The 18,742-nt window shown below is 72.5% G+C and carries 18 protein-coding genes; 5 read left to right on the forward strand and 13 right to left on the reverse strand.

The window, feature by feature from the left end; all coding sequences use genetic code 11:
* Positions 1 to 311 precede the first annotated feature (311 nt).
* Positions 312 to 749, forward strand: a complete 438-nt coding sequence (locus ACWDLG_RS16915; protein WP_449920767.1) for a DUF6220 domain-containing protein — start codon at positions 312 to 314, stop codon at positions 747 to 749.
* A gap of 134 nt (positions 750 to 883) precedes the next feature.
* On the opposite strand, the gene der is transcribed toward ACWDLG_RS16915, so the two are convergent.
* The 4 genes from der to ACWDLG_RS16935 all read right to left on the reverse strand — a co-directional run bounded on the left by der (position 884) and on the right by ACWDLG_RS16935 (position 5,163).
* Positions 884 to 2,302 (reverse strand): ribosome biogenesis GTPase Der, encoded by a 1,419-nt coding sequence (gene der / locus ACWDLG_RS16920; protein WP_449920769.1) that lies wholly within the window; start codon positions 2,300 to 2,302, stop codon positions 884 to 886.
* 64 nt (positions 2,303 to 2,366) lie between these two features.
* Positions 2,367 to 3,038 (reverse strand): (d)CMP kinase, encoded by a 672-nt coding sequence (cmk, locus tag ACWDLG_RS16925; protein WP_449921425.1) that lies wholly within the window; start codon positions 3,036 to 3,038, stop codon positions 2,367 to 2,369.
* 125 nt (positions 3,039 to 3,163) lie between these two features.
* Positions 3,164 to 4,543 carry a carotenoid oxygenase family protein gene (locus ACWDLG_RS16930; RefSeq protein WP_449920771.1) on the reverse strand — a complete coding sequence of 460 codons (1,380 nt, stop codon included), beginning with the start codon at positions 4,541 to 4,543 and terminating at the stop codon, positions 3,164 to 3,166.
* Positions 4,540 to 5,163, reverse strand: a complete 624-nt coding sequence (locus ACWDLG_RS16935; protein ID WP_449920773.1) for a TetR/AcrR family transcriptional regulator — start codon at positions 5,161 to 5,163, stop codon at positions 4,540 to 4,542. The genes ACWDLG_RS16930 and ACWDLG_RS16935 overlap by 4 nt, the downstream gene beginning before the upstream one ends.
* A 97-nt stretch (positions 5,164 to 5,260) precedes the next feature.
* Between ACWDLG_RS16935 and ACWDLG_RS16940 the strand changes: the two genes are divergently transcribed.
* Both ACWDLG_RS16940 and ACWDLG_RS16945 read left to right on the forward strand, forming a co-directional pair.
* Entirely contained in the window at positions 5,261 to 6,094 is an 834-nt protein-coding gene (locus tag ACWDLG_RS16940; protein WP_449920775.1) for a glycosyltransferase family 2 protein, read from the forward strand.
* Positions 6,095 to 6,131: 37 nt separating this feature from the next.
* Positions 6,132 to 6,326 (forward strand): DUF2795 domain-containing protein, encoded by a 195-nt coding sequence (locus ACWDLG_RS16945; RefSeq protein WP_449920778.1) that lies wholly within the window; start codon positions 6,132 to 6,134, stop codon positions 6,324 to 6,326.
* 16 nt (positions 6,327 to 6,342) lie between these two features.
* Here ACWDLG_RS16945 and ACWDLG_RS16950 read toward each other — a convergent pair whose 3' ends face one another.
* The 9 genes from ACWDLG_RS16950 to ACWDLG_RS16990 form a co-directional block, all read right to left on the reverse strand.
* Positions 6,343 to 7,443: a prephenate dehydrogenase gene (locus ACWDLG_RS16950; protein ID WP_354911003.1), complete on the reverse strand. Its 1,101-nt coding sequence runs from the start codon at positions 7,441 to 7,443 to the stop codon at positions 6,343 to 6,345.
* 64 nt (positions 7,444 to 7,507) lie between these two features.
* On the reverse strand, positions 7,508 to 7,867 hold the full coding sequence (gene aroH / locus ACWDLG_RS16955; RefSeq protein WP_449920780.1) for a chorismate mutase: 360 nt from the start codon (positions 7,865 to 7,867) through the stop codon (positions 7,508 to 7,510).
* Positions 7,868 to 7,930: 63 nt separating this feature from the next.
* Positions 7,931 to 9,898 (reverse strand): pseudouridine synthase, encoded by a 1,968-nt coding sequence (locus ACWDLG_RS16960; protein ID WP_449920782.1) that lies wholly within the window; start codon positions 9,896 to 9,898, stop codon positions 7,931 to 7,933.
* Complete coding sequence (gene scpB / locus ACWDLG_RS16965) at positions 9,895 to 10,428, reverse strand: SMC-Scp complex subunit ScpB (RefSeq protein ID WP_354911001.1); 534 nt, start codon at positions 10,426 to 10,428, stop codon at positions 9,895 to 9,897. Before scpB ends, ACWDLG_RS16960 begins: the two co-directional genes overlap by 4 nt.
* An 898-nt stretch (positions 10,429 to 11,326) precedes the next feature.
* Positions 11,327 to 12,109: a segregation and condensation protein A gene (locus tag ACWDLG_RS16970; protein WP_354910999.1), complete on the reverse strand. Its 783-nt coding sequence runs from the start codon at positions 12,107 to 12,109 to the stop codon at positions 11,327 to 11,329.
* 101 nt (positions 12,110 to 12,210) lie between these two features.
* Positions 12,211 to 13,152 (reverse strand): ParA family protein, encoded by a 942-nt coding sequence (locus tag ACWDLG_RS16975; protein ID WP_449920784.1) that lies wholly within the window; start codon positions 13,150 to 13,152, stop codon positions 12,211 to 12,213.
* Positions 13,153 to 13,266: 114 nt separating this feature from the next.
* The gene (locus ACWDLG_RS16980; protein WP_449920786.1) at positions 13,267 to 14,172 is read right to left on the reverse strand and encodes a site-specific tyrosine recombinase XerD; all 906 of its coding nucleotides are present in this window, start codon (positions 14,170 to 14,172) and stop codon (positions 13,267 to 13,269) included.
* A 14-nt stretch (positions 14,173 to 14,186) separates the two neighbouring features.
* Positions 14,187 to 14,807 (reverse strand): NUDIX domain-containing protein, encoded by a 621-nt coding sequence (locus ACWDLG_RS16985; RefSeq protein ID WP_449920789.1) that lies wholly within the window; start codon positions 14,805 to 14,807, stop codon positions 14,187 to 14,189.
* Positions 14,804 to 16,468, reverse strand: coding sequence for a CTP synthase (locus ACWDLG_RS16990; protein WP_354910623.1), 1,665 nt, complete (start codon positions 16,466 to 16,468; stop codon positions 14,804 to 14,806). Before ACWDLG_RS16990 ends, ACWDLG_RS16985 begins: the two co-directional genes overlap by 4 nt.
* A gap of 108 nt (positions 16,469 to 16,576) precedes the next feature.
* Here ACWDLG_RS16990 and ACWDLG_RS16995 point away from each other — a divergent pair, with 108 nt between their 5' ends.
* Both ACWDLG_RS16995 and ACWDLG_RS17000 read left to right on the forward strand, forming a co-directional pair.
* The gene (locus ACWDLG_RS16995) at positions 16,577 to 17,233 is read left to right on the forward strand and encodes an acyltransferase (protein ID WP_449920792.1); all 657 of its coding nucleotides are present in this window, start codon (positions 16,577 to 16,579) and stop codon (positions 17,231 to 17,233) included.
* A gap of 155 nt (positions 17,234 to 17,388) precedes the next feature.
* Positions 17,389 to 18,474: an NAD(P)H-dependent flavin oxidoreductase gene (locus ACWDLG_RS17000; protein WP_449920794.1), complete on the forward strand. Its 1,086-nt coding sequence runs from the start codon at positions 17,389 to 17,391 to the stop codon at positions 18,472 to 18,474.
* Positions 18,475 to 18,742: the final 268 nt, after the last annotated feature.

Below are 18,742 nucleotides of genomic sequence, written 5' to 3' on the forward strand. Positions count from 1 at the left end.
AGAAGGGAACTCCCGGTGCCACCGCGCCTTCGCCGCCTCGTGAGCGGCCTCATCCGACCCTGTGACGGAGGTCAACCCGGCGGGGCATTTCCTCCCCGCACTCAGGAGTGTCTTCGCCCGGGGTCGCGGGACCGCCTTTCCAGCTTCCGGCGGCTCTCTCGGCCGTTGACGATCCGGGTTACTCGTCTCCCTCAACGTGTTGCGCAGGAGAGTACCACGCGTTACCGGACAGCTGAGTATGGGCCTACTCATGCCCGGCCGGGTGTCCCGGGCGCAGCATGGCAGGACCGATCCCCCCCGAGGAGCACGACATGCGCAAGGTTCTGGTCGTCTGCACCGTGGTCCAGCTCGCCCTCGTCGTCCTGCAGTTCTACCTGGCCACCTACGGCGCCTTCGAGACGCCGAGGCCCGCCGACCCGGACGCGGCGGCCATCAACTGGCACGTCGCCAACGGCTTCATCGTCATCCCCGCCGTCGCCCTGATCACGACGATCATCGCGGCCATCGCGCGGGCGCCGGGCAAGGTGATCGCCGCCGGCGCCGCGCCGATCGTGCTGGTCGCCGTCCAGATGTTCGTGCTGTTCCCGCTGGCCGAACTGGCCGGCGCGACGATGGACAGGACCACGCCCGCGAGCCTGTTCGTCCTGGGCTTCCACGCCGTCGTCGGCGTGCTGCTGCTCGGCGCGGCCATCTCGGCGTCGCGGGGCGCGCGGGCCCACGCCCAGGCGGTCGCCGTCCCGGCGGTGTGAGCACGACCGCGCCGATCTCGTCCCGGACGCGACCACGCCGGTCTCTGGACCGGTCTCCTGGAGTCTCCTGGAGTCTCCGGGAAAGGCGAAGCGCCCCCCTCCTGGGCGGAGAGGGGCGCGGGCCGGGCGGCGGCCTACTTCTTGACCGGGGCGCCCTTCTTCTTCTCGCGGATCTTCATCGTCACCTCGATCGGCGAGCCCGCGAACCCGAACTCCTCGCGGATGCGCCGCTCGATGAAGCGCCGGTAGGTGTCCTCCAGCCACCCCGAGGTGAACAGCACGAACTTGGGCGGCTCGGTCGACGCCTGCGTCGCGAAGAGGATCTTCGGCTGCTTGCCGCCCCGCACCGGCGGCGGTGTCTGCTGGACCAGCTCGGTGAGGAAGGCGTTGAGCCGTGCCGTCGGCACGCGGGTGGACCACGAGTCGAGCGCCTTCTCGATCGCCGGGACCAGCCGGTCCATGTGGCGGCCGGTCTTGGCGGAGATGTTGACCCGCAGCGCCCACGGCGTGCGGACGAGCTGCCGGTCGATCTCCTTCTCCAGGTAGTAGCGCCGGTCCTCGTCGACCAGGTCCCACTTGTTGAAGGCCACGACCATCGCCCGGCCCGACTCGATGACCAGGCCGATGATGCGCAGGTCCTGCTCGGTCAGCGGCTGGGAGGCGTCGATCAGCACGATCGCCACCTCCGCCTTCTCCAGCGCGGCGCGGGTGCGCATCGCGGCGTAGAAGTCGGCCCCCTGCAGCTCCCTGTCACGCCTGCGGATGCCGGCGGTGTCGACGAAGCGCCAGGTGGTGCCGCCGAGGTCGATCAGCTCGTCGACCGGGTCGCGGGTGGTGCCGGCCATCGGGTCGACCAGCACCCGCTCCTCGCCCGCCAGCTTGTTCAGCAGGGACGACTTGCCGACGTTGGGCTTGCCGAGCAGCGCCACCCGGTGGGGGCCGCTCGCCTGGCCGAAGGTCTGCTCGGGAGTCTCCGGCAGCGCGTCGAGCACCACGTCCAGCAGGTCGCCGGAGGAGCGGCCGTGCAACGCCGAGACGGGGTACGGCTCGCCGAGGCCGAGCGACCACAGCGCGTGCGCCTCCAGCTCCATCTGCTGGTTGTCGACCTTGTTGGCGACCAGGATGACCGGCTTGCCGGAGGCGCGCAGCACGCCGCCGACGATCTCGTCGGCGTCGGTGGCGCCCACGACGGCGTCGACCACGAACACGATCACGTCGGCCAGCTCGACCGCGACCTGGGCCTGCTCGGCGATGCGCAGGTTCATGCCGGTGGCGTCCGGGTCCCAGCCGCCGGTGTCGACGACGGTGAAGCGCCTGCCGCGCCAGTTCGCGTCGTAGGTGACGCGGTCGCGGGTCACGCCCGGCACGTCTTCGACGACCGCCTCCCGGCGGCCGATGATGCGGTTGACCAGCGTCGACTTGCCGACGTTCGGCCGGCCGACGATGGCCACCACCGGCAGCGCCACCTGCTCGTCGGCGCTGTGGTCAGGGATCCGCATGTCGGCGAGCTCGGCCTCGATCCAGCCGGAGTCGTCGTACTCCCCCGTAGTCACGTGTCTCGTTCCTTTGAGTACCGCACCTGGCCTCAGGCGCGCTCGGTGTATGGGCGCGGCCGAGCTAGGACTCGTCCTGGCTCGATCGCTCCCTGATCAGCCTCAGCACCTCCGCGATGACCTGGTCGAGGTCGAGCGGCGTGGTGTCGATCTCGACGGCGCCATCCGCCATCGAGAGAGGGTCGGTCTTCCGTGTCGAGTCAAGAGAATCGCGCCTGGCCATCGCGGCGCGCTGCGCTTCCACCGTGGTGGTGTCCGGGACGCCCGTCTCGACGTTGAGCTCCGCCGTACGGCGCAGCGCCCTGGCGTCGGCGCTCGCGGTCAGGTAGACCTTGAGCGTGGCGTCGGGTGCGACCACGGTGCCGATGTCACGGCCCTCGACCACGATGTCGCCCTTGCCGATGATCTCCCGCTGCATCTCCACGAGCCTGGCCCGCACGTCGGGCACGGCGGCCACCAGCGATACCGCGCCGGTCACCTCCTGGCTCCTGATCGGCCCCGCCACGTCGACGCCGTCGACGTGGATGGTGGGGTCGTCGGGGTCGGTGCCCGAGACCAGCGAGGGCTCGCCCACGCGGGCCGCGATAGCCGCAGGGTCGGTCAGGTCGACGCCCCGCTGGAGCATCCACCAGGTGATCGCGCGGTACATCGCCCCGGTGTCCAGGTATCGCAGCCCCAGCGCGCGGGCCACCCCGCGCGACGCGCTCGACTTACCCGACCCCGAAGGCCCGTCCATGGCGACGACCAGAGCGGTCACGGCCTCTCCCTCTTCACGTTTTCCCAACCTCAAGAGGCTACCGCCTTATGCCCATGCGGACAGACACGGAGCGGCGCGGGACGGCGACGGGATCGGTCCGGCGCTCAGGCCGCGCCCGTGTCGGCCACCCAGCTGCCGTGGAAACCGAGGGGGACGCGGGCGGGCAGGTGCACGGTGGCGACCGGCTCGCCGGTGAAGTCCTGGGCGGAGAGGATCAGCAGGTCGGTGGCGCCCCTGCCGGGGTCGTTGACGAAGGCCATGACGTAGCCGTCGTCCTCGGCCACGCCGCCCTGGGAGGGCACGAAGACGGGCTCGCCCGCGGCGACGCCCCTGGGCAGCTCGCGTGTCTCCTGCGTGCCGGCCGCCAGGTCGTGCTTGATGAGCGCGTTGCCGAACGCGGTGTCGGGCAGGTCCTCCAGGTCGCTGTCGCCGGGGTAGACGAGGTCGGCCAGGTCGTCGGCCGCGGCGGCGTAGCCGTACCGGTAGGGGAGGGAGGTGAGCCGCTCGTCGGCGCGGGGGAACTCCTGCGCCCGGTCGTCGAGCCTGGTCTCGGTGACCTTGTCCGAGGTGAGGTCGAGCGTGAACCTGTCGAGCGTGGGCACGCCGCCCAGGTCGAGCCGGGCGTCGACGAACCTCTTGGGGTAGCGCACCACGTCGATGACCACCTGGTCACCGTCGTCGTAGGCGTTGAGGGTGTGGAAGATCCAGCACGGCTCCACCTCCAGCCAGCGCACCGGGCCGCCGCCGTCCTTCGGCAGCAGCCCGATGCGCGCGGGGTGGTCGTCGTTCCAGCTGTACGGCAGCGGCACCCCCCTGGCCGCGTGGTCCATGCTGAAGGTGACGGGCAGGTCGTAGATCACCACGTAGCGCTGGGTCAGCGCCAGGTCGTGGACCATCGGGGCGTCGGCCACCGGGATGTCGACGGTCCTGCTGACCCTGCCCTGCGGGTCGATGACCACGTGCTGGTGGTGGTCCCAGCCGAAGTAGTAGGCGATGGCGTGCAGCTCGCCGGTGTGCGGGTCGAGCTTGGTGTGGGCGGCGTAGCCGCCGGGCAGCGTGCCGCCGAAGTCGCACGGGCCGACCGTGTCGAGCTCGTAGGTCAGCTCGTACGGCCGGCCGCCCGCCTCCACCGTCGCGAACGTGCGCCCCGCGTGGCCGATGACGTGGGTGTTGGCGGCGAAGTCGAAGTCGGCGTGGACGGGCCCCGGACGCGGCTCCTCCCCCAGGCGCGTGGCCACGTCGGCGCTGCGGACCCACCGGTTGCGGTACCACTCGGCCCTGCCGTCGCGCAGCCGTACCCCGTGGACCATCCCCTGGCCGAGGAACAGGTGCGCGGCGGCGGGGTCGTCGAGGCCGAGCGGGTTGGGCCCGTTGCGCAGGTAGCGGCCCGACAGCTCGGCGGGGACGCGCCCGGTGACGGGCAGGTCGAAGGCGGTGATCTCCTCCGCGACGGGGGCGAAGCCGCCCCTGAAGGGGGTGGTCATGACGGTGTCCTCTCGTCGGGCGGGCCGGGCAGGAACGGGGTGAGCACCGAGGCGCACAGCGTGACGAAACGCTGTTCGGCCTCGACCGGGCCGAAGTGCCCGGACAGTTCGAGGCTGGTCGCGCCGTGCGCGGCCATCCAGAGCAGGTCGGCGATCTCCTGGGCGTCGCCGCGCAGCTGTCCCGCCTCCAGGCAGGCAGCCACGTCGGCGTACAGGATGTCGAAGGCCCTGCGGCCCGCGGCCAGCGCGGCGGCGTCGGGCACGAACCCGGGCAGCGCCCCCTGGAACATCACCCGGTAGTACTCGGGCTCGGCGAGGGCGTAGGCGCGGTAGGCGGCCCCGCACTCGTGCAGCCTGGTCAGCGGGTCGGCGGAGGTGCGACCGGTCCGCAGGGCGCGCTCGAACCTGGCGAAGCCCTCCAGCCAGAGCGCCTCCTCCAGCCCCTCCTTGGCGCCGAACAGCGTGTAGATCACCTTCGTCGAGCAGCCGACCGCGCCCGAGATCCGGCGCACGGTCAGCGCCCCCGGCCCTTCGGCGACGAGCAGATGGGTGGTGGCGTCGAGGATCGCGGCCCGGACGGCCTCCTGCCCGACCTGCTGTGCCTCGCTGTATGCCGTCATGGTCGGTAACGCCGTTTCTCTGCGGTAACGCTGTTACCGTCTTTGTACGCGCGCCCGCGCCACGCGTCAAGGGAGCGTTCCCGGATAGAACTCCCCCATGAGCAACGATCGGGTGACCGTGGTCGTCGCGACGAGGGACCGGCGCGAGTCGCTGGCCAGGACGCTGCCCCGGCACCCCGGGCCCGTCGTCCTGGTCGACAACGGCTCAGCCGACGGCACCGCCGCCTTCGTCCGCCACACCTTCCCCCACGTGCGGGTCGTGGAGGCGGGACGCAACCTGGGCGCTCCCGCGCGCAACCTCGGCGTACGGCTGGCGGCCACCCCCTACGTGGCCTTCGCCGACGACGACTCCTGGTGGGCCCCCGGCGCGCTCGACCGGGCCGCCGACGTGCTCGACGCCCACCCGCGCCTGGCGGTGCTGGCCGCCCGCGTACTCGTCGGACCGGAGGAGCGCACCGACCCGGTCAGCGCCGTCATGGCCCGCTCGCCGCTGCCCGGCTCCGCCGGACCCGGCGTACTCGGCTTCCTGGCCTGCGGCGCGGTGGTGCGCAGGCGGGCCTACCTGGAGGCGGGCGGCTTCGACGACGTGATCTTCTTCTTCGGGGAGGAGGAACGGCTCGCGGTGGACCTGGCCGCGCGCGGCTGGGAGCTGGCCTACGTGGCCGACGTCGTGGCCCACCACCACCCCTCCCCCGCCCGCGACCCGCACGGGCGCAGGGCGCTGGCCGCCCGCAACGCCGTCCTGACCGCGGTGCTGCGCCGGCCGTGGCCCGTCGTCGCCCGCACGGTGCTGCGCGCTGCCGCCGCCGGCGCCGCCGGTCGGGCCGGGCTGCGCGCCGCGGTACGGCGGCTGCCGCGCGCGCTGGCCCTGCGGCAGGAACTGCCGCGCGACGTGGAACGGGCCCGTGTGCTGCTGGAACGCCGCCCCTGACCCGTTACCCGCCGCCCGCCTCGGGTACGCGCCCCTCATGGGGAACACACCGAATCCGATCCAGCTGCAGAAGCACCTGTCCGGGGTCGACTACCCCGCGAAACGGGACGATCTGGTGAAGGCAGCCCGCGAGCAGGGCGCCGACAAGGAGATGATCAAGGCGCTGGAGTCCATTCCCGACCGCGAGTACGACGGCCCCAACGCCGTCAGCCAGGCGGTCGCCCAGAAGTGACCAGGACGGCGCTCTCCTAGGGAACCTGCCAGCCGCGTTCCTGCAGGGCCTGGTTCAGGACGGCGACCGCGTCCGGCTGCACCGACAGCTCGGCCAGGCCCAGCGGCAGGCCGGGCGCGTGCTCGAGCCTGACGTCCTCGACGTTGACGCCCACCTCGTCGCAGATCTGGAACAGCCTGGCCAGCTGGCCGGGCCGGTCACCGATGACCACCTGGACGACGGCATAGGCCGCCGCGGGCCCGCCGTGCTTGCCGGGGATCCTGCCGTGGCCGACCACGCCCCGCTTGAGCAGTTCGGTCACCTCGGGGCCGGCGCCGTCGTCGCCCGCGGCCATGGCCCGCAGCGCGGTGGCGGCGTCGGCCAGGTCGCGCGAGACCGCCTCCAGCACCTCGGCCACCGGGGCGGCGTTGCCCGACAGGATGCCCAGCCACAGGCCGGGGTCGCCGCCGGCGATCCTGGTCACGTCGCGCACACCCTGGCCGGCCAGCCCGAGCGTCACGTCCGAGGCCTCGGCCAGGCGGGCGGCCACCGCCGAGGCGGCCACGTGCGGGGCGTGCGAGACGACCGCCACGGCCCTGTCGTGGTCTTCGGCCGCCACCTCGACCGGGTTGGCCCCGCACAGCTCGATGAGGGCGAGCACGGCCTCCCTGGCCTCCGGCGCGGCCTCGGGGGTCGGGCACAGCGCCCACGGCCGCCCGAGGAACAGGTCGGCCCTGGCCGCGCCGGGGCCCGCCTTCTCCCTGCCCGCCATGGGGTGCGAGGCGACGTAGGTGCTCAGGTCGCAGCCGAGCCCGGCCGCCTCGGCGATCGGCCTGGCCTTGACGCTGGCGACGTCGGTGTAGAAGCGGGCCGCGTCACGCTGCTGCAGGCCGCGCAGCTCACTGGCCACATGGCCCGGCGGGACGGCGACCACCGCGAGGTCGACCGGGTCGCCCAGGCGCCATTCCTGGCCCGCGCCCATCTCCCTGGCCAGCCGTACGGCGCCCAGGTCGCGGTCGGCCAGCAGCACGGTCACGCCGCGCTGGCGCAGCGCCAGTCCGATCGACGTGCCGACCAGGCCGGTGCCGAGGACGAGGACGGTGTCGAGCTTCACCGTGTCCACTTTCTCCGTGTCCATTCTCACTGCGCGATTGTCAGGTGCGCGTCACGCGATCACGACCCCGCGTGTCCACGCGCGGTCGTCACTGCGCGATGTCCTGCCGCAGCACGGTCGCGCCGCGCAGGTAGACGTGCTGGATCTCGCTGCGCGGACGGTCGCTCTGCACGTGCGCCATCAACCGGACCACGCGCGGCAGCGCGCCCGGCACGCCGATCTCGGTGCAGCAGATGAGCGGTACCTCATGGAAGCCGAGCTTACGCGCCGCGAGGGCGGGGAACTCGGCAGTGAGGTCGGGCGTCGCGGTGAACAGCACACTGATCACGTCGTCGGTGGTCAGCTGGTTGCGCTCCATGACCGCCGAGACCAGCTCGGTGGTCCCGCTGATGATCGCGTCGCGGTCGTTGGCCTCCACCTGGATCGCCCCGCGAATCGCCCGCACCATGTCAATCCCTCCATATGGTTCGGAGCCCGCACACACGTGCGCGGGCTCCAGCGTCCGGCCAGATTACAGCTTGACCGCCGCGTAGAGGTCGCCGACCTCCTTGAGGGTCAGCGCCCTGATCGTGCCCGGCTTGGTACGGCCCAGCTTGACCGGACCGAACTCGATCCTCGCCAGGTCGATCACACGGTGACCCGACTCCTCCAGCATGCGCCTGACGATGTGCTTGCGGCCCTCGTGCAGCACGACCTCCACCAGCGCCTGCTGCCCGTGCTCCTGGACGATCTCGAAGTGGTCGGCCTTGGCCAGGCCGTCCTCCAGCTCGATGCCCTTCTTGAGCCTGCGGCCCAGGTCGCGCGGGATGGGACCGGGCACCTTCGCCCAGTACTTCTTCTGCACGCCGTAGCTGGGGTGGGTCAGCCTGTTGGCCAGCTCGCCGTCGTTGGTGAGCAGCAGCAGGCCCTCGGTCTCGGTGTCGAGCCTGCCCACGTGGAACAGGCGGGGAGCCAGCTCCTGCACGTAGTCGGCCAGGCACGGGCGGCCCTGCGGGTCCTCCATCGTGGAGACCACGCCGATGGGCTTGTTCAGCGCGTAGTAGACCAGGTCGGGAGCGGTCGGGATGCGCTTGCCGTCGACGTGGATGACCTGCGTCGCGGGGTCGACCTTCGCGCCGAACCTCCGCACGACCTGGCCGTTCACGGTGACGCGGCCCTCGCCGATCATCTCCTCGCAGGCCCGCCTGCTGGCCACGCCCGCCTGGGCGAGCACCTTCTGCAGCCGCACGCCGCCCGGCACCTCGGTGGTGTCGCGCTCGTCGGCGTAGTCGTCGGGGTAGAAGTCGCGGTCGCGGATGGGCTGGCGAGCCGACTTGAAGGCGTCGCGCGGCTTGCCGCCGCCGAACGACTGCGCCCTTCCGGTACGGCCCGCGCCGGCCTCGCGCTTGGGGGCGGGACGGCTGGGGACCCGGCCGATCGTCTGGGGCTCCTCGCGCCTGCCGTAGCGGGCCCGCGTGGAGCTCTCCCCGCGCCTGCCGACCCTGTCGGCCCTCAGGCCCGCACGGTCGTCACGGCCCGAGGCGCCGCGCTCCTGACGGTCACCGCCCTGGAAACCGGCCCGGTCGCCACCCTGGAAACCGGCCCGGTCGCCACCCTGGAAACCGCGGCCGTCCCGGTCACGGAACCCACGGTCACCGCGGTCGCCGCGGTCACCACGGTTACCCCGGTCGCCGCCGAACCCGCGGTCCGGGCGGTCGCCGCCGCCGGATCCACGCCCGTCACGGCCACCGCCGAACCCGCGGCCGCCGCGGTCGCCGCCGAACCCGCGATCGCCGTAGCCGCGCTCGCGGGACCCGCGACCTTCCCGGTCGCCGCCGCGGAACCCGCGGTCGTCACGGTCACCGCCGAACCGGCGGTCACCACGCTCACCACGCTCGCCACCGCCGGACCCGCGGCCCGGACGGTCGCCGGCACGGAAGCCGCGCTCGTCACGCTGGGCGCGGAAACCCCGCTCGCCCCGGTCCTGGCGGCCGGCGTCGCGGGAGCCGCGCTCGCCACCGCGGAAACCGCGGTCCTCACGAGAACCGCGGTCCTCACGGGCCCGGCCGTCCCGGTCGCCCCGCCCGTCGCGGAAACCCCGGTTGTCTCGGGCCTGATCGCCACGGTGACCCCCGCCGTCGCGGAAGCCGCGGTCCTCGCGCGGGCCGCCGTCGCGGAAGCCGCCACCGCGCTCGTCGCGGGACTGCGGCTTGCCGTACCTGGCACGGGAGCCGCCGCGGTCGGCGCGCATGGAGTCGCGGGAACCGCCGAAGCCGCCCCGGCTGTCGGATCCGGCACGGAAGTCGTCACGGCGGGAACCCCCGCCGAAGTCGTCGCGGCGGGGACCGCCACGAGAGTCGTCGCGGCGCGAGTCGCGCCTGTCGTCGGAGCGGTAGGCGGGACGCCCACTGCCGCCGCTCCTGGAGCTCGCGCCCCGGGAACCGCCGGTGCGTCCTCGACCGCGTCCATCACCGGACGGGGTGCTGCGCCTGTTGATCACTTCGTTGTCTCCTCAAGGTTTTCCACGTCGTCGGGCAGGAAGGGCGCGAGCTCGGGAAGCTCGTCGAGGCTCTTCAGGCCCAGTCGCTCCAAGAAGTAGGAGCTGGTCCGGTAGAGCACCGCCTGGCTCTCCGGATCGGTGCCGGCCTCTTCGACCAGCCCTCTGGCGACCAGCGTCCGCATGACGCCGTCGCTGTTGACGCCGCGCACGGCGGCGACACGGGCGCGGCTCACCGGCTGCCGGTAGGCCACGACCGCGAGAGTCTCCAGCGCGGCCTGGGTGAGCCGCGCCTGCTGGCCGTCGCGGACGAACCGCTCGACCAGCGGGGCGCAGTCGGCGCGCGAGTAGAACCGCCAGCCGCCTGCGACCTCCCTCAGATCGAAACCCCGCCCGGCACCGGAGTATTCCGCCGCCAGCGCATTCAGCGCGGCCTCGACCTCGTGGGTGGGGCGTTCGAGCACCTGGGCGAGGGTGATCGCGTCGACCGGCTCGTCGACGACGATCAGGATCGCCTCCAGCGCCGCGTTCAGATCCGGCGCGGCCGTACCGGGCTCGGGCTCGCCGGCGTCGAGGGGCGCGAAGTCCGCCTCGTCCGGGCGGGGCGGGTCATCGGCCGGCGACCCGACCAGGCCGGACGAACCCGTACCCGGGCTCGTCTCCCCGCCGTCACGGCCGGCACCCCGAACGGCACCGGACACCCCCGCAGCCACATCCCCGGCCTCCGCAGCGGCGAACTCATCCGCCGCCGCGCCCACGGGCCTCTCCGGAGCGGCTAGCTCGGCGCCCGGAGCGCCGGACTCGGCATCCGGAGCGGCGAAGTCGACACCCTGAGCGGCGAACTCGGCCGCGACCGCCATGCGCTCGGCCTCCGGAGCGGCGGGCGTGCCATCCTCGGAACCGGTGTGCCCCCCGGGAACGTGCGCGGTCCCCAGGATGTCGGGCCCGCCCCGTGCCGCCGGAAGGCCCGGCCTGACCTGCGTCGCCGGAGGGCCGGATTCGACCGGCCCGGCCGGAAAGTCCGACGTGGCCCGCGCGACCGGAAGGACCGACGAATCCTGCCCGCCCGTACGATCCGGCTCGACCAGCCCCGCCGGGACGTCCCGCTCAGCGGACACCCCCGGCAGGTCAGGCCCGACCTGGACCTCGGCAGGTTCCGGCTCGGCCCGCGCTTCCAGCGGCTCCTCGGCAGGTTCCGGCTCGGCCCGCGCTTCCAGCGGCTCCGGCGCGTCCGGCGCCGCCGTCTGCGGGGCGGGGTCGTCCACGCGGGAGGCGGCCGCTGGGTCCGCCGGAGCGTCCTCGAGGTCGGCGCCGAAAGCGCCCGAACCCGGCAGGCCCGCCCACGCGGCCCCGCGCGGACGCTCGCGCCGGGGCGCCGGCGAGCCGTCGGCCCGGCGCTCGGACGGCGACGGGTCCCTGGGAGCCGGGAACTCACTCATCAGCAGCCTTCTCCGCGCTCTCTTCGTAGTCGTCGCCCACCGCGACGTCTCCGTCGTCGGCTCCAGTCCAGGTCACGTGCAGATCGCCGAGGGGCTCCACCTGCTCGAAGCTGACAGCCGACTCCCTGAACAGCTCCAGCACGGCCAGAAAGCGGGCGATCACCTCGAAGGTGCCCTCGCAGTCGGCGACCAGCGTCCTGAACGTGGCCGTGCGCAGGTGCCGCAACCGCCGCACAAGGATAGCGGCTTGGTCCCTGACGCTCGCCAGCGGTTGGTAGATGTGCCCGACGCCGACGGTGGGCGGCAGCTTGGGCGTGAACGCCTTGGCGGCGATGCGCGCCAGCTGCTCGGGCCCGATGCCGAGGACCAGCTCCGGCAGCAGGTTGGCGAACTGCGGCTCCATCGGTACGGCCCGCGGGAACCGCAGCGACTCCTCCGCCATCAGCCCGGAGAAGACCTTGGCGACCTCCTTGTAGGCCTTGTACTGCAGCAGCCTGGCGAACAGCAGGTCGCGCGCCTCCAGCAGCGCGAGGTCCTCCTCGTCCTCGACCTCGCCGGTCGGCAGCAGCCGGGCCGCCTTGAGGTCGAGCAGCGTGGCGGCGACCAGCAGGAAGTGGCTGGTCTGGTCGAGGTCCCACTCGGGGCCCTTGGACCTGATGTAGGCGATGAACTCGTCCGTCACCTTCGACAGCGAGACTTCGGTGATGTCGAGCTTGTGCTTGGAGATCAGCCCGAGCAGCAGGTCGAAGGGGCCCTCGAAGACGTCGAGATGCACCTGGAAACCTTGCGGCCGCTCGTCGCCCTGACCGCCGGCTGGGCCGGCCTTCCCGGGCGGGGACTGCCGCCCCTGCCCGGAGCGTGTGGGGGAGGTCGCGGTCACCTGGCCATTGTCGCAGGCTGCTGCCAGCGCGAGAGCACCTCTCTGGCCAGCTCGCGGTAGGCGTTGGCGCCCAGCGAGGACGGGTCGAAGGTGGTGATCGGCTCACCCGCGACGGTCGCGTCGGGGAAGCGGACGGTCCTGTTGATGACCGTGTGGAACACCTTGTCGCCGAAGGCCTCCACGACGCGGGCGAGCACCTCGCGGCCGTGCAGGGTGCGGGCGTCGTACATGGTGGCCAGCAGGCCCTCGATCTCGAGCTCGTCGTTGAGCCGCTCCTGCACCTTGGCGATGGTGTCCATGAGCAGGGCGACACCGCGCAGGGCGAAGAACTCGCACTCCAGCGGCACCATGACGCCGTGGGCGCAGGTGAGCGCGTTGACCGTGAGCAGGCCGAGCGAGGGCTGGCAGTCGATCAGGCACACGTCGTAGAAGGGCAGCAGCGGCTTGAGCACGCGCCCCAGCACCTGCTCGCGGGCCACCTCGGTGACGAGCTGGACTTCGGCCGCCGACAGGTCGATGTTGCACGGCAGCAGGTCGAGGCCCTCGACCCCGGTCTGGAGCAGCACGTCCTCGGCGGCGACGTCGCGCTCCATGAGCATGTTGTAGACCGTCAGGTCGAGCTGGAGCGGGTTGATGCCCAGGCCGATCGACAGGGCGCCCTGCGGGTCGAAGTCGACCAGCAGGACCTTCAGCCCGCACTCGACGAGCGCGGCGCCCAGGTTGATCGTGGTGGTGGTCTTGCCGACCCCGCCCTTCTGGTTGACCATCGCGACCACCCGCGCGGGGCCGTGCGTCTCGCGCGGCACCGGCTCGGGGAACACCGGGCGCGGCCGCCCGGTGGGGCCGAGATTCACGCCCTTGGCGGTCGTGTCGGTCTTCGTGTCGCCCCAGGGGTTCTCAGGGGTCCCCGGGGTCGAACCGTTGGCGGTCACAGTCACCAGCTCGAACCTCCCTGACGGTCCCGAACCGGACCGTCCGGACGGACACTATGGCGTCAGCACTTAGGCGGCAAGAAGGCACGCCGACTTACCGCACGACGCAAAGACTATAGATCACCGGCGGGCACGGGGGTGCGCGGCGGCGTAGACCTCGCGGAGCTTGTCGACCGTCACCAGCGTGTAGACCTGGGTGGTCGTCACCGAGGCGTGGCCGAGCAGCTCCTGGACCACCCTAACGTCCGCGCCGCCGTCGAGCAGGTGGGTCGCGAACGAATGCCGCAAGACGTGCGGAGAGATCCCTTCCAGGCAGGCCCGCTCGGCGGCGGCCTGCAGCACCTCCCAGGCGCCCTGCCTGGTGAGGCGGCCGCCGCGGGCGTTGAGGAAGACGGCCGGCGTGCCCCTGCCGTGGCCGAGCAGGGACGGCCTGGCCCGCACCAGGTAGGCGTCGAGCGCTTCCCTGGCGAAGCGGCCGACGGGCACGACGCGGGTGCGCCCGCCCTTGCCGCGCAGCCGTACCTGGTCGTCCTCGAGGTCGTCGAGAGCTAGGCCGACGGCCTCGGAGATGCGGGCGCCCGTGCCGTACAGGAGCTCCAGGAGGGCGCGGTTGCGGAGGGTCAGCGGCGCGCCGTCGGGCCCGGAGGCGGCGATGAGCCGCTCGACCTCGGCGACGCCGATCGCCTTGGGCAGGCGGCGCAGCTGGCGGGGCGGGCGCACCTCGTGGGCGGGGTCGTGGCCGGTGACGCCTTCGCGCAGGGCGAACCTGTGCAGGCCGCGCACGGCCGAGACGGCGCGCGCCGCCGAGCTGGCCACCAGGGCCGGGTGCTCGCCGTCGCCCTCGCGGAGCGCGGCGAGGAAGGCGAGGACGTCGGCCTCGCCCACCTCGCCCAGCGAGACCCGGCCGCGCGACCGCAGGTGGTCGACGTAGCGGCGCAGGTCTCTGCGGTAGGAGGCCAGCGTGTTGGCAGCCAGGCCCCGCTCCACCGCCAGATGGGCGAGGTAGCTGGAGAGCACTGCCTCCACGGATGATCCTCCCGTCACGCCTCCGGTGCGTCGGCGGGCCGCAAGTGGGCGAATCCGTCGGCCGACGCCGCATATGCGGCGAGGATACCGGCCACGGCCGGGGAATTGTGGATCATTCCCTCGAGCGTCTTCTCGACCGCTTCGGCGAGCGGGACCCACTGGACCGGCATGTCGAACTCCTCGTGGCGGCGTTCGAAGTCGATCTCCGTCTCGGACAGGTCCCTGGCCAGGAAGACGCGGATGCGCTCGTCGGACATGCCGGGCGAGGTGTAGAGGTCGACGAGCGTGTGCCAGGTGTCGGCCTTGTAGCCCGCCTCCTCGGCCAGCTCGCGCGCGGCGGTGGCGACCAGCGGCTCGCCCTCGACGTCGCGCAGGCCCGCGGGCAGCTCCCACAGCAGGCGGCGCGTCGGGTGCCGGTACTGCCTGATCAGCAGGACGCGCTGGTCGGCGTCGAGCGCGAGGACTGCCACCGAGCCGGGGTGGACGACGTAGTCACGCTGGGCGACCTCGTCGCGCGGCATGCGCACGGTGTCGGTGCGCACGCCGATCACGTATCCCCTGAAGTGCTCCCGCGAGTCGACGACCGGCCACTCCTCGGGAGAGTCGGCCACGGGCAGGCCGGCGTCGGAGCTCACTTGCCTGCCGCCTTGGGCGAGCGGCCCGCCGCGTAGGCGAGCGAGGCCGAGATGAGGCCCTTGAACAGCGGGTGGGCGCGGGTCGGCCGCGAGCGGAACTCGGGGTGGGCCTGCGTGCCGATGAAGAAGGGGTGCTGCTCGACGGGCAGCTCGGTGTACTCCACCAGGCGGCCGTCGGGCGACAGCCCGGAGAAGACCAGGCCGACCTTCTCCAGCTGCTCGCGGTAGGCGTTGTTGACCTCGTAGCGGTGGCGGTGGCGCTCGTCGGCCTTGGCCTTGCCGCCGTAGAGCTGGCGGGCCAGCGTGCCCTCGCCGAGCTTGGCGGTGTAGAGGCCCAGGCGCATGGTGCCGCCCATGTCGCGCTCGCCGGCGACGACGTCCTCCTGGTCGGCCATGGTGGAGATGACCGGGTGCTTGGTGTCGGGGTCGAACTCGGCGGAGTTGGCGTCGTCGACGCCGGCCAGGTTGCGGGCGGCCTCGATGACCATGCCCTGCATGCCGAGGCAGATGCCGAGCAGCGGGATCTTCTTCTCGCGGGCGTGGCGGATGGCGCCGATCTTGCCCTCGATGCCGCGCACGCCGAACCCGCCGGGGATGAGCACGCCGTCGACGCCGTCGAGCTCGCGGGCCGCGCCCTCCTCGCTCTCGCAGTCGTCGGACTTGACCCAGCGGATGTTGACGCGGCTGTCGTTGGCGAAACCGCCGGCGCGCAGCGCCTCGGTGACGCTCAGGTAGGCGTCGGGCAGGTCGATGTACTTGCCGACGAGCGCGACCGTGACCTCCTTGGCCGGACGGTGGACGCGGCGCAGCAGCTGCTCCCACTCCTTCCAGTCGACGTCACGGAACGGCAGGCCGAGGCGGCGCACGACGTAGGCGTCGAGGCCCTCGGAGTGGAGCACCTTGGGGATGTCGTAGATGGAGGCGGCGTCGACGGCGCTGACCACGGCGTCCTCGTCGACGTCGCACATCAGGCTGATCTTGCGCTTGATGGAGGTGTGGACGGGGCGGTCGGAGCGCAGCACGATCGCGTCGGGCTGGATACCGATGCTGCGCAGCGCGGCCACGCTGTGCTGGGTCGGCTTGGTCTTCAGCTCGCCGCTCGGCCCGATGTACGGCAGCAGCGAGACGTGCAGGAAGAAGACGTTGTCGCGGCCGACCTCGTGCCTGATCTGGCGCACCGACTCCAGGAAGGGCAGCGACTCGATGTCGCCGACGGTGCCGCCGACCTCGGTGATGACCACGTCCACGTCGGGACCGGCCATGCCGCGGATGCGGTCCTTGATCTCGTTGGTGATGTGCGGGATGACCTGGACGGTGTCGCCGAGGTACTCGCCGCGCCGCTCCTTGGCGATGACGTTGGAGTAGACCTGACCGGTCGTGACGTTGGCCGAGCCGTGCAGGTCGGTGTCGAGGAAGCGCTCGTAGTGGCCGACGTCGAGGTCGGTCTCAGAGCCGTCGTCGGTGACGAAGACCTCTCCGTGCTGGAAGGGGTTCATCGTGCCGGGGTCGACATTGAGGTAGGGGTCGAGCTTCTGCATGGTGACCCGCAGCCCACGGGCCTTCAGCAGGCGGCCCAGGCTGGAGGCCGTGAGTCCCTTGCCGAGACTGGAGGCGACACCGCCGGTGACGAACAGATGCTTGGTTTGCGATGCGCTGCGCAAGAAGTCTCCCGTGGCTCGAGGTGTGGCGTTGACGTCCACGGGCTCTCAGGATATCAAACGGCGCCCCGACATGCCCTAACGGCGTACCAGAGAGTAACTTTGGGCCCTATGTCACTTGTACGGCGGGCGGTCGGCTCCCTCGTTCACCGCGCCTACGCCGCCATCCGCGCCGCGGGAGCGATCACGCCCGCCACCCCCGCCGGATACCGTTTCGGCAGGCTCGGCGAGGGCGTCAGCATCGCCTTCCCGGTGGGCGCCATCTTCGGCGAGCGGTGGATCGAGATCGGTGACCACACGCTCATCGGGGAGCGGGTCTCGCTGTCGTGCGGCATGGGCCCCGGCGTGGACCTCGGCCCCGCCTCCATCCTGCGGATCGGCGGGAGCTGCTCGATCGGCAGGGGCAGCCACATCGTCGCCCACCAGTCGATCGACATCGGCGAGCACGTCTTCACCGGCCCCTACGTCTACATCACCGACCAGAATCACGTCTACGACGACCCGGAGACGCCGATCGGCCGGCAGTGGCCGCGCAACAATCCGGTCTCGATCGGCGCCGGGTCGTGGCTGGGCACCGGCGCCATCATCCTGCCGGGCACCAGGATCGGACGGCAGTGCGTGGTGGCGGGCGGCGCGGTGGTGCGGGGGCAGTTCCCCGACCACAGCGTGATCGCGGGGGTTCCGGCCAAGCTGGTCAGGAGCTACACGCCCGAGCTCGGCTGGCACCCGCCCGGCGTCACCCCGCTCGACCGCCAGGCCACCGCCTGACCCCGCCCGCCGCACCACCCGCAGGGAGCCGGGGCGGGGGTTCTGCCGGCGGCCCGGCCCCGGGGGTTCTGGCAGCCGCCCGGCCCGGGGGTTCTGTCGGCGGCCCGGGCTCGGAGGTTCTGGCAGCCGCCCGGCCCCGGGGTTAGCGTCACGTCATGCGGACCGCGATCTGTGAACGCCTCGGCGTCGAGTTCCCCCTGTTCGCCTTCAGCCACTGCCGCGACGTGGTCGCCGCGGTCACCAACGCAGGCGGTTTCGGCGTCCTGGGCGCCGTCGCCTACACCGCCGAGCAGCTCGAGACCGAGCTGAGCCGGCTCGACGCCCAGGTCCGCGGCCGCCCCTACGGGGTCGACGTGCTCGTTCCCGGCAGGACCGAGGGTCCGCGCCCGGCCATCCCTCCGGCTCACCTCGCCTTCACCGCCGACCTGCTCCAGCGGTACGGCGTGCCGTACGCGGGCCCGGTGGGCGGGCTCGGCGAGCGCGTCACCGCGAGGGGTGCCACCGAACTGGTCGAGGTGGCGCTCAAGCACAGGATCGGCCTGATCGCAAGCGCGCTCGGGCCGCCTCCGCCGCCGATGGTGTCCATGGCCAGGGACGCAGGCGTGCCCGTCGCCGCGCTGGTGGGCACCGTCGAACACGCGCGCAGGCAGGTGGCGGCGGGCGCCGACCTCATCGTCGCGCAGGGCACCGAGGCCGGCGGCCACACCGGTGAGATCGCCACGATGGTGCTGGTGCCGCAGGTCGTGGACGCCGTGGACCCGGTGCCCGTGCTGGCGGCGGGCGGCATCGCGTCGGGACGGCAGATGGCGGCGGCGATGGCGCTGGGCGCGCAGGGCGTGTGGTGCGGGTCGGTATGGCTGACCACGGAGGAGGCCGAGACGCCGCCGTCGGTGAAGCGCAAGATGCTGGCGGCCTCGTCGCTCGACACCGTCAGGTCCCGTTCGCGCACGGGCAAGCCGGCCCGTCAGCTGGCCTCGGCGTGGACGGCCGCCTGGGACGGCGGCGAGGACAGCCCGGGACCGCTGGGGATGCCCTCGCAGATGCTGCTGGCCGAGTCGGCGATGGCGCACGTGGTACGGGCCGCGGAACGGGGCGAGCCGGGGGCGGTGGAGCTGGCGAACTACTTCGTCGGCCAGGTGGTGGGGCAGCTGGACCAGGTGAAGCCGGCCCGCAGGGTGGTGCACGAGATGATGGAGGAGTTCGCCGCGGCCGTCGAACGGCTGTCGGCCATCACCGGCTGACCGGACCACGGCCCGCAGACAGACCGCAGGCCACGCGCCACGGGTCAGGTGTCACGGGCCGCAGACCACGGGCCGCAAACCACGGCCGCAGACCGCGGGTCACGGGCCGCAGGCGCCACAGGCCCGCGGGTCACGGGTCACGGGTCACAGTACGGGGAAGATCCGGCGTCGGGTGCGACGCCATGGCGAGCACCGCGGTTCGGCCGGCGTTAGCGTGAAGGACGGAGGGTCACGCAATGACCGCGGCGGGCTGTGGGGTGCCGGCCGT

It is taken from the genome of Nonomuraea sp. NPDC003727 (assembly GCF_053586935.1).

What these genes read in the sequence shown, in the direction of transcription:
- ACWDLG_RS16950 (WP_354911003.1), bottom strand. Translation starts at nt 7,443, where the DNA reads ATGGACACGGAGAAAGTGGACACGGTGAAGCTCGACACCGTCCTCGTC.
- ACWDLG_RS17000 (WP_449920794.1), top strand. Translation starts at nt 17,389, where the DNA reads ATGCGGACCGCGATCTGTGAACGCCTCGGCGTCGAGTTCCCCCTGTTC.
- aroH (WP_449920780.1), bottom strand. Translation starts at nt 7,867, where the DNA reads ATGGTGCGGGCGATTCGCGGGGCGATCCAGGTGGAGGCCAACGACCGC.
- ACWDLG_RS16995 (WP_449920792.1), top strand. Translation starts at nt 16,577, where the DNA reads ATGTCACTTGTACGGCGGGCGGTCGGCTCCCTCGTTCACCGCGCCTAC.
- ACWDLG_RS16915 (WP_449920767.1), top strand. Translation starts at nt 312, where the DNA reads ATGCGCAAGGTTCTGGTCGTCTGCACCGTGGTCCAGCTCGCCCTCGTC.
- ACWDLG_RS16935 (WP_449920773.1), bottom strand. Translation starts at nt 5,163, where the DNA reads ATGACGGCATACAGCGAGGCACAGCAGGTCGGGCAGGAGGCCGTCCGG.
- cmk (WP_449921425.1), bottom strand. Translation starts at nt 3,038, where the DNA reads ATGGACGGGCCTTCGGGGTCGGGTAAGTCGAGCGCGTCGCGCGGGGTG.
- ACWDLG_RS16930 (WP_449920771.1), bottom strand. Translation starts at nt 4,543, where the DNA reads ATGACCACCCCCTTCAGGGGCGGCTTCGCCCCCGTCGCGGAGGAGATC.
- ACWDLG_RS16940 (WP_449920775.1), top strand. Translation starts at nt 5,261, where the DNA reads ATGAGCAACGATCGGGTGACCGTGGTCGTCGCGACGAGGGACCGGCGC.
- ACWDLG_RS16945 (WP_449920778.1), top strand. Translation starts at nt 6,132, where the DNA reads ATGGGGAACACACCGAATCCGATCCAGCTGCAGAAGCACCTGTCCGGG.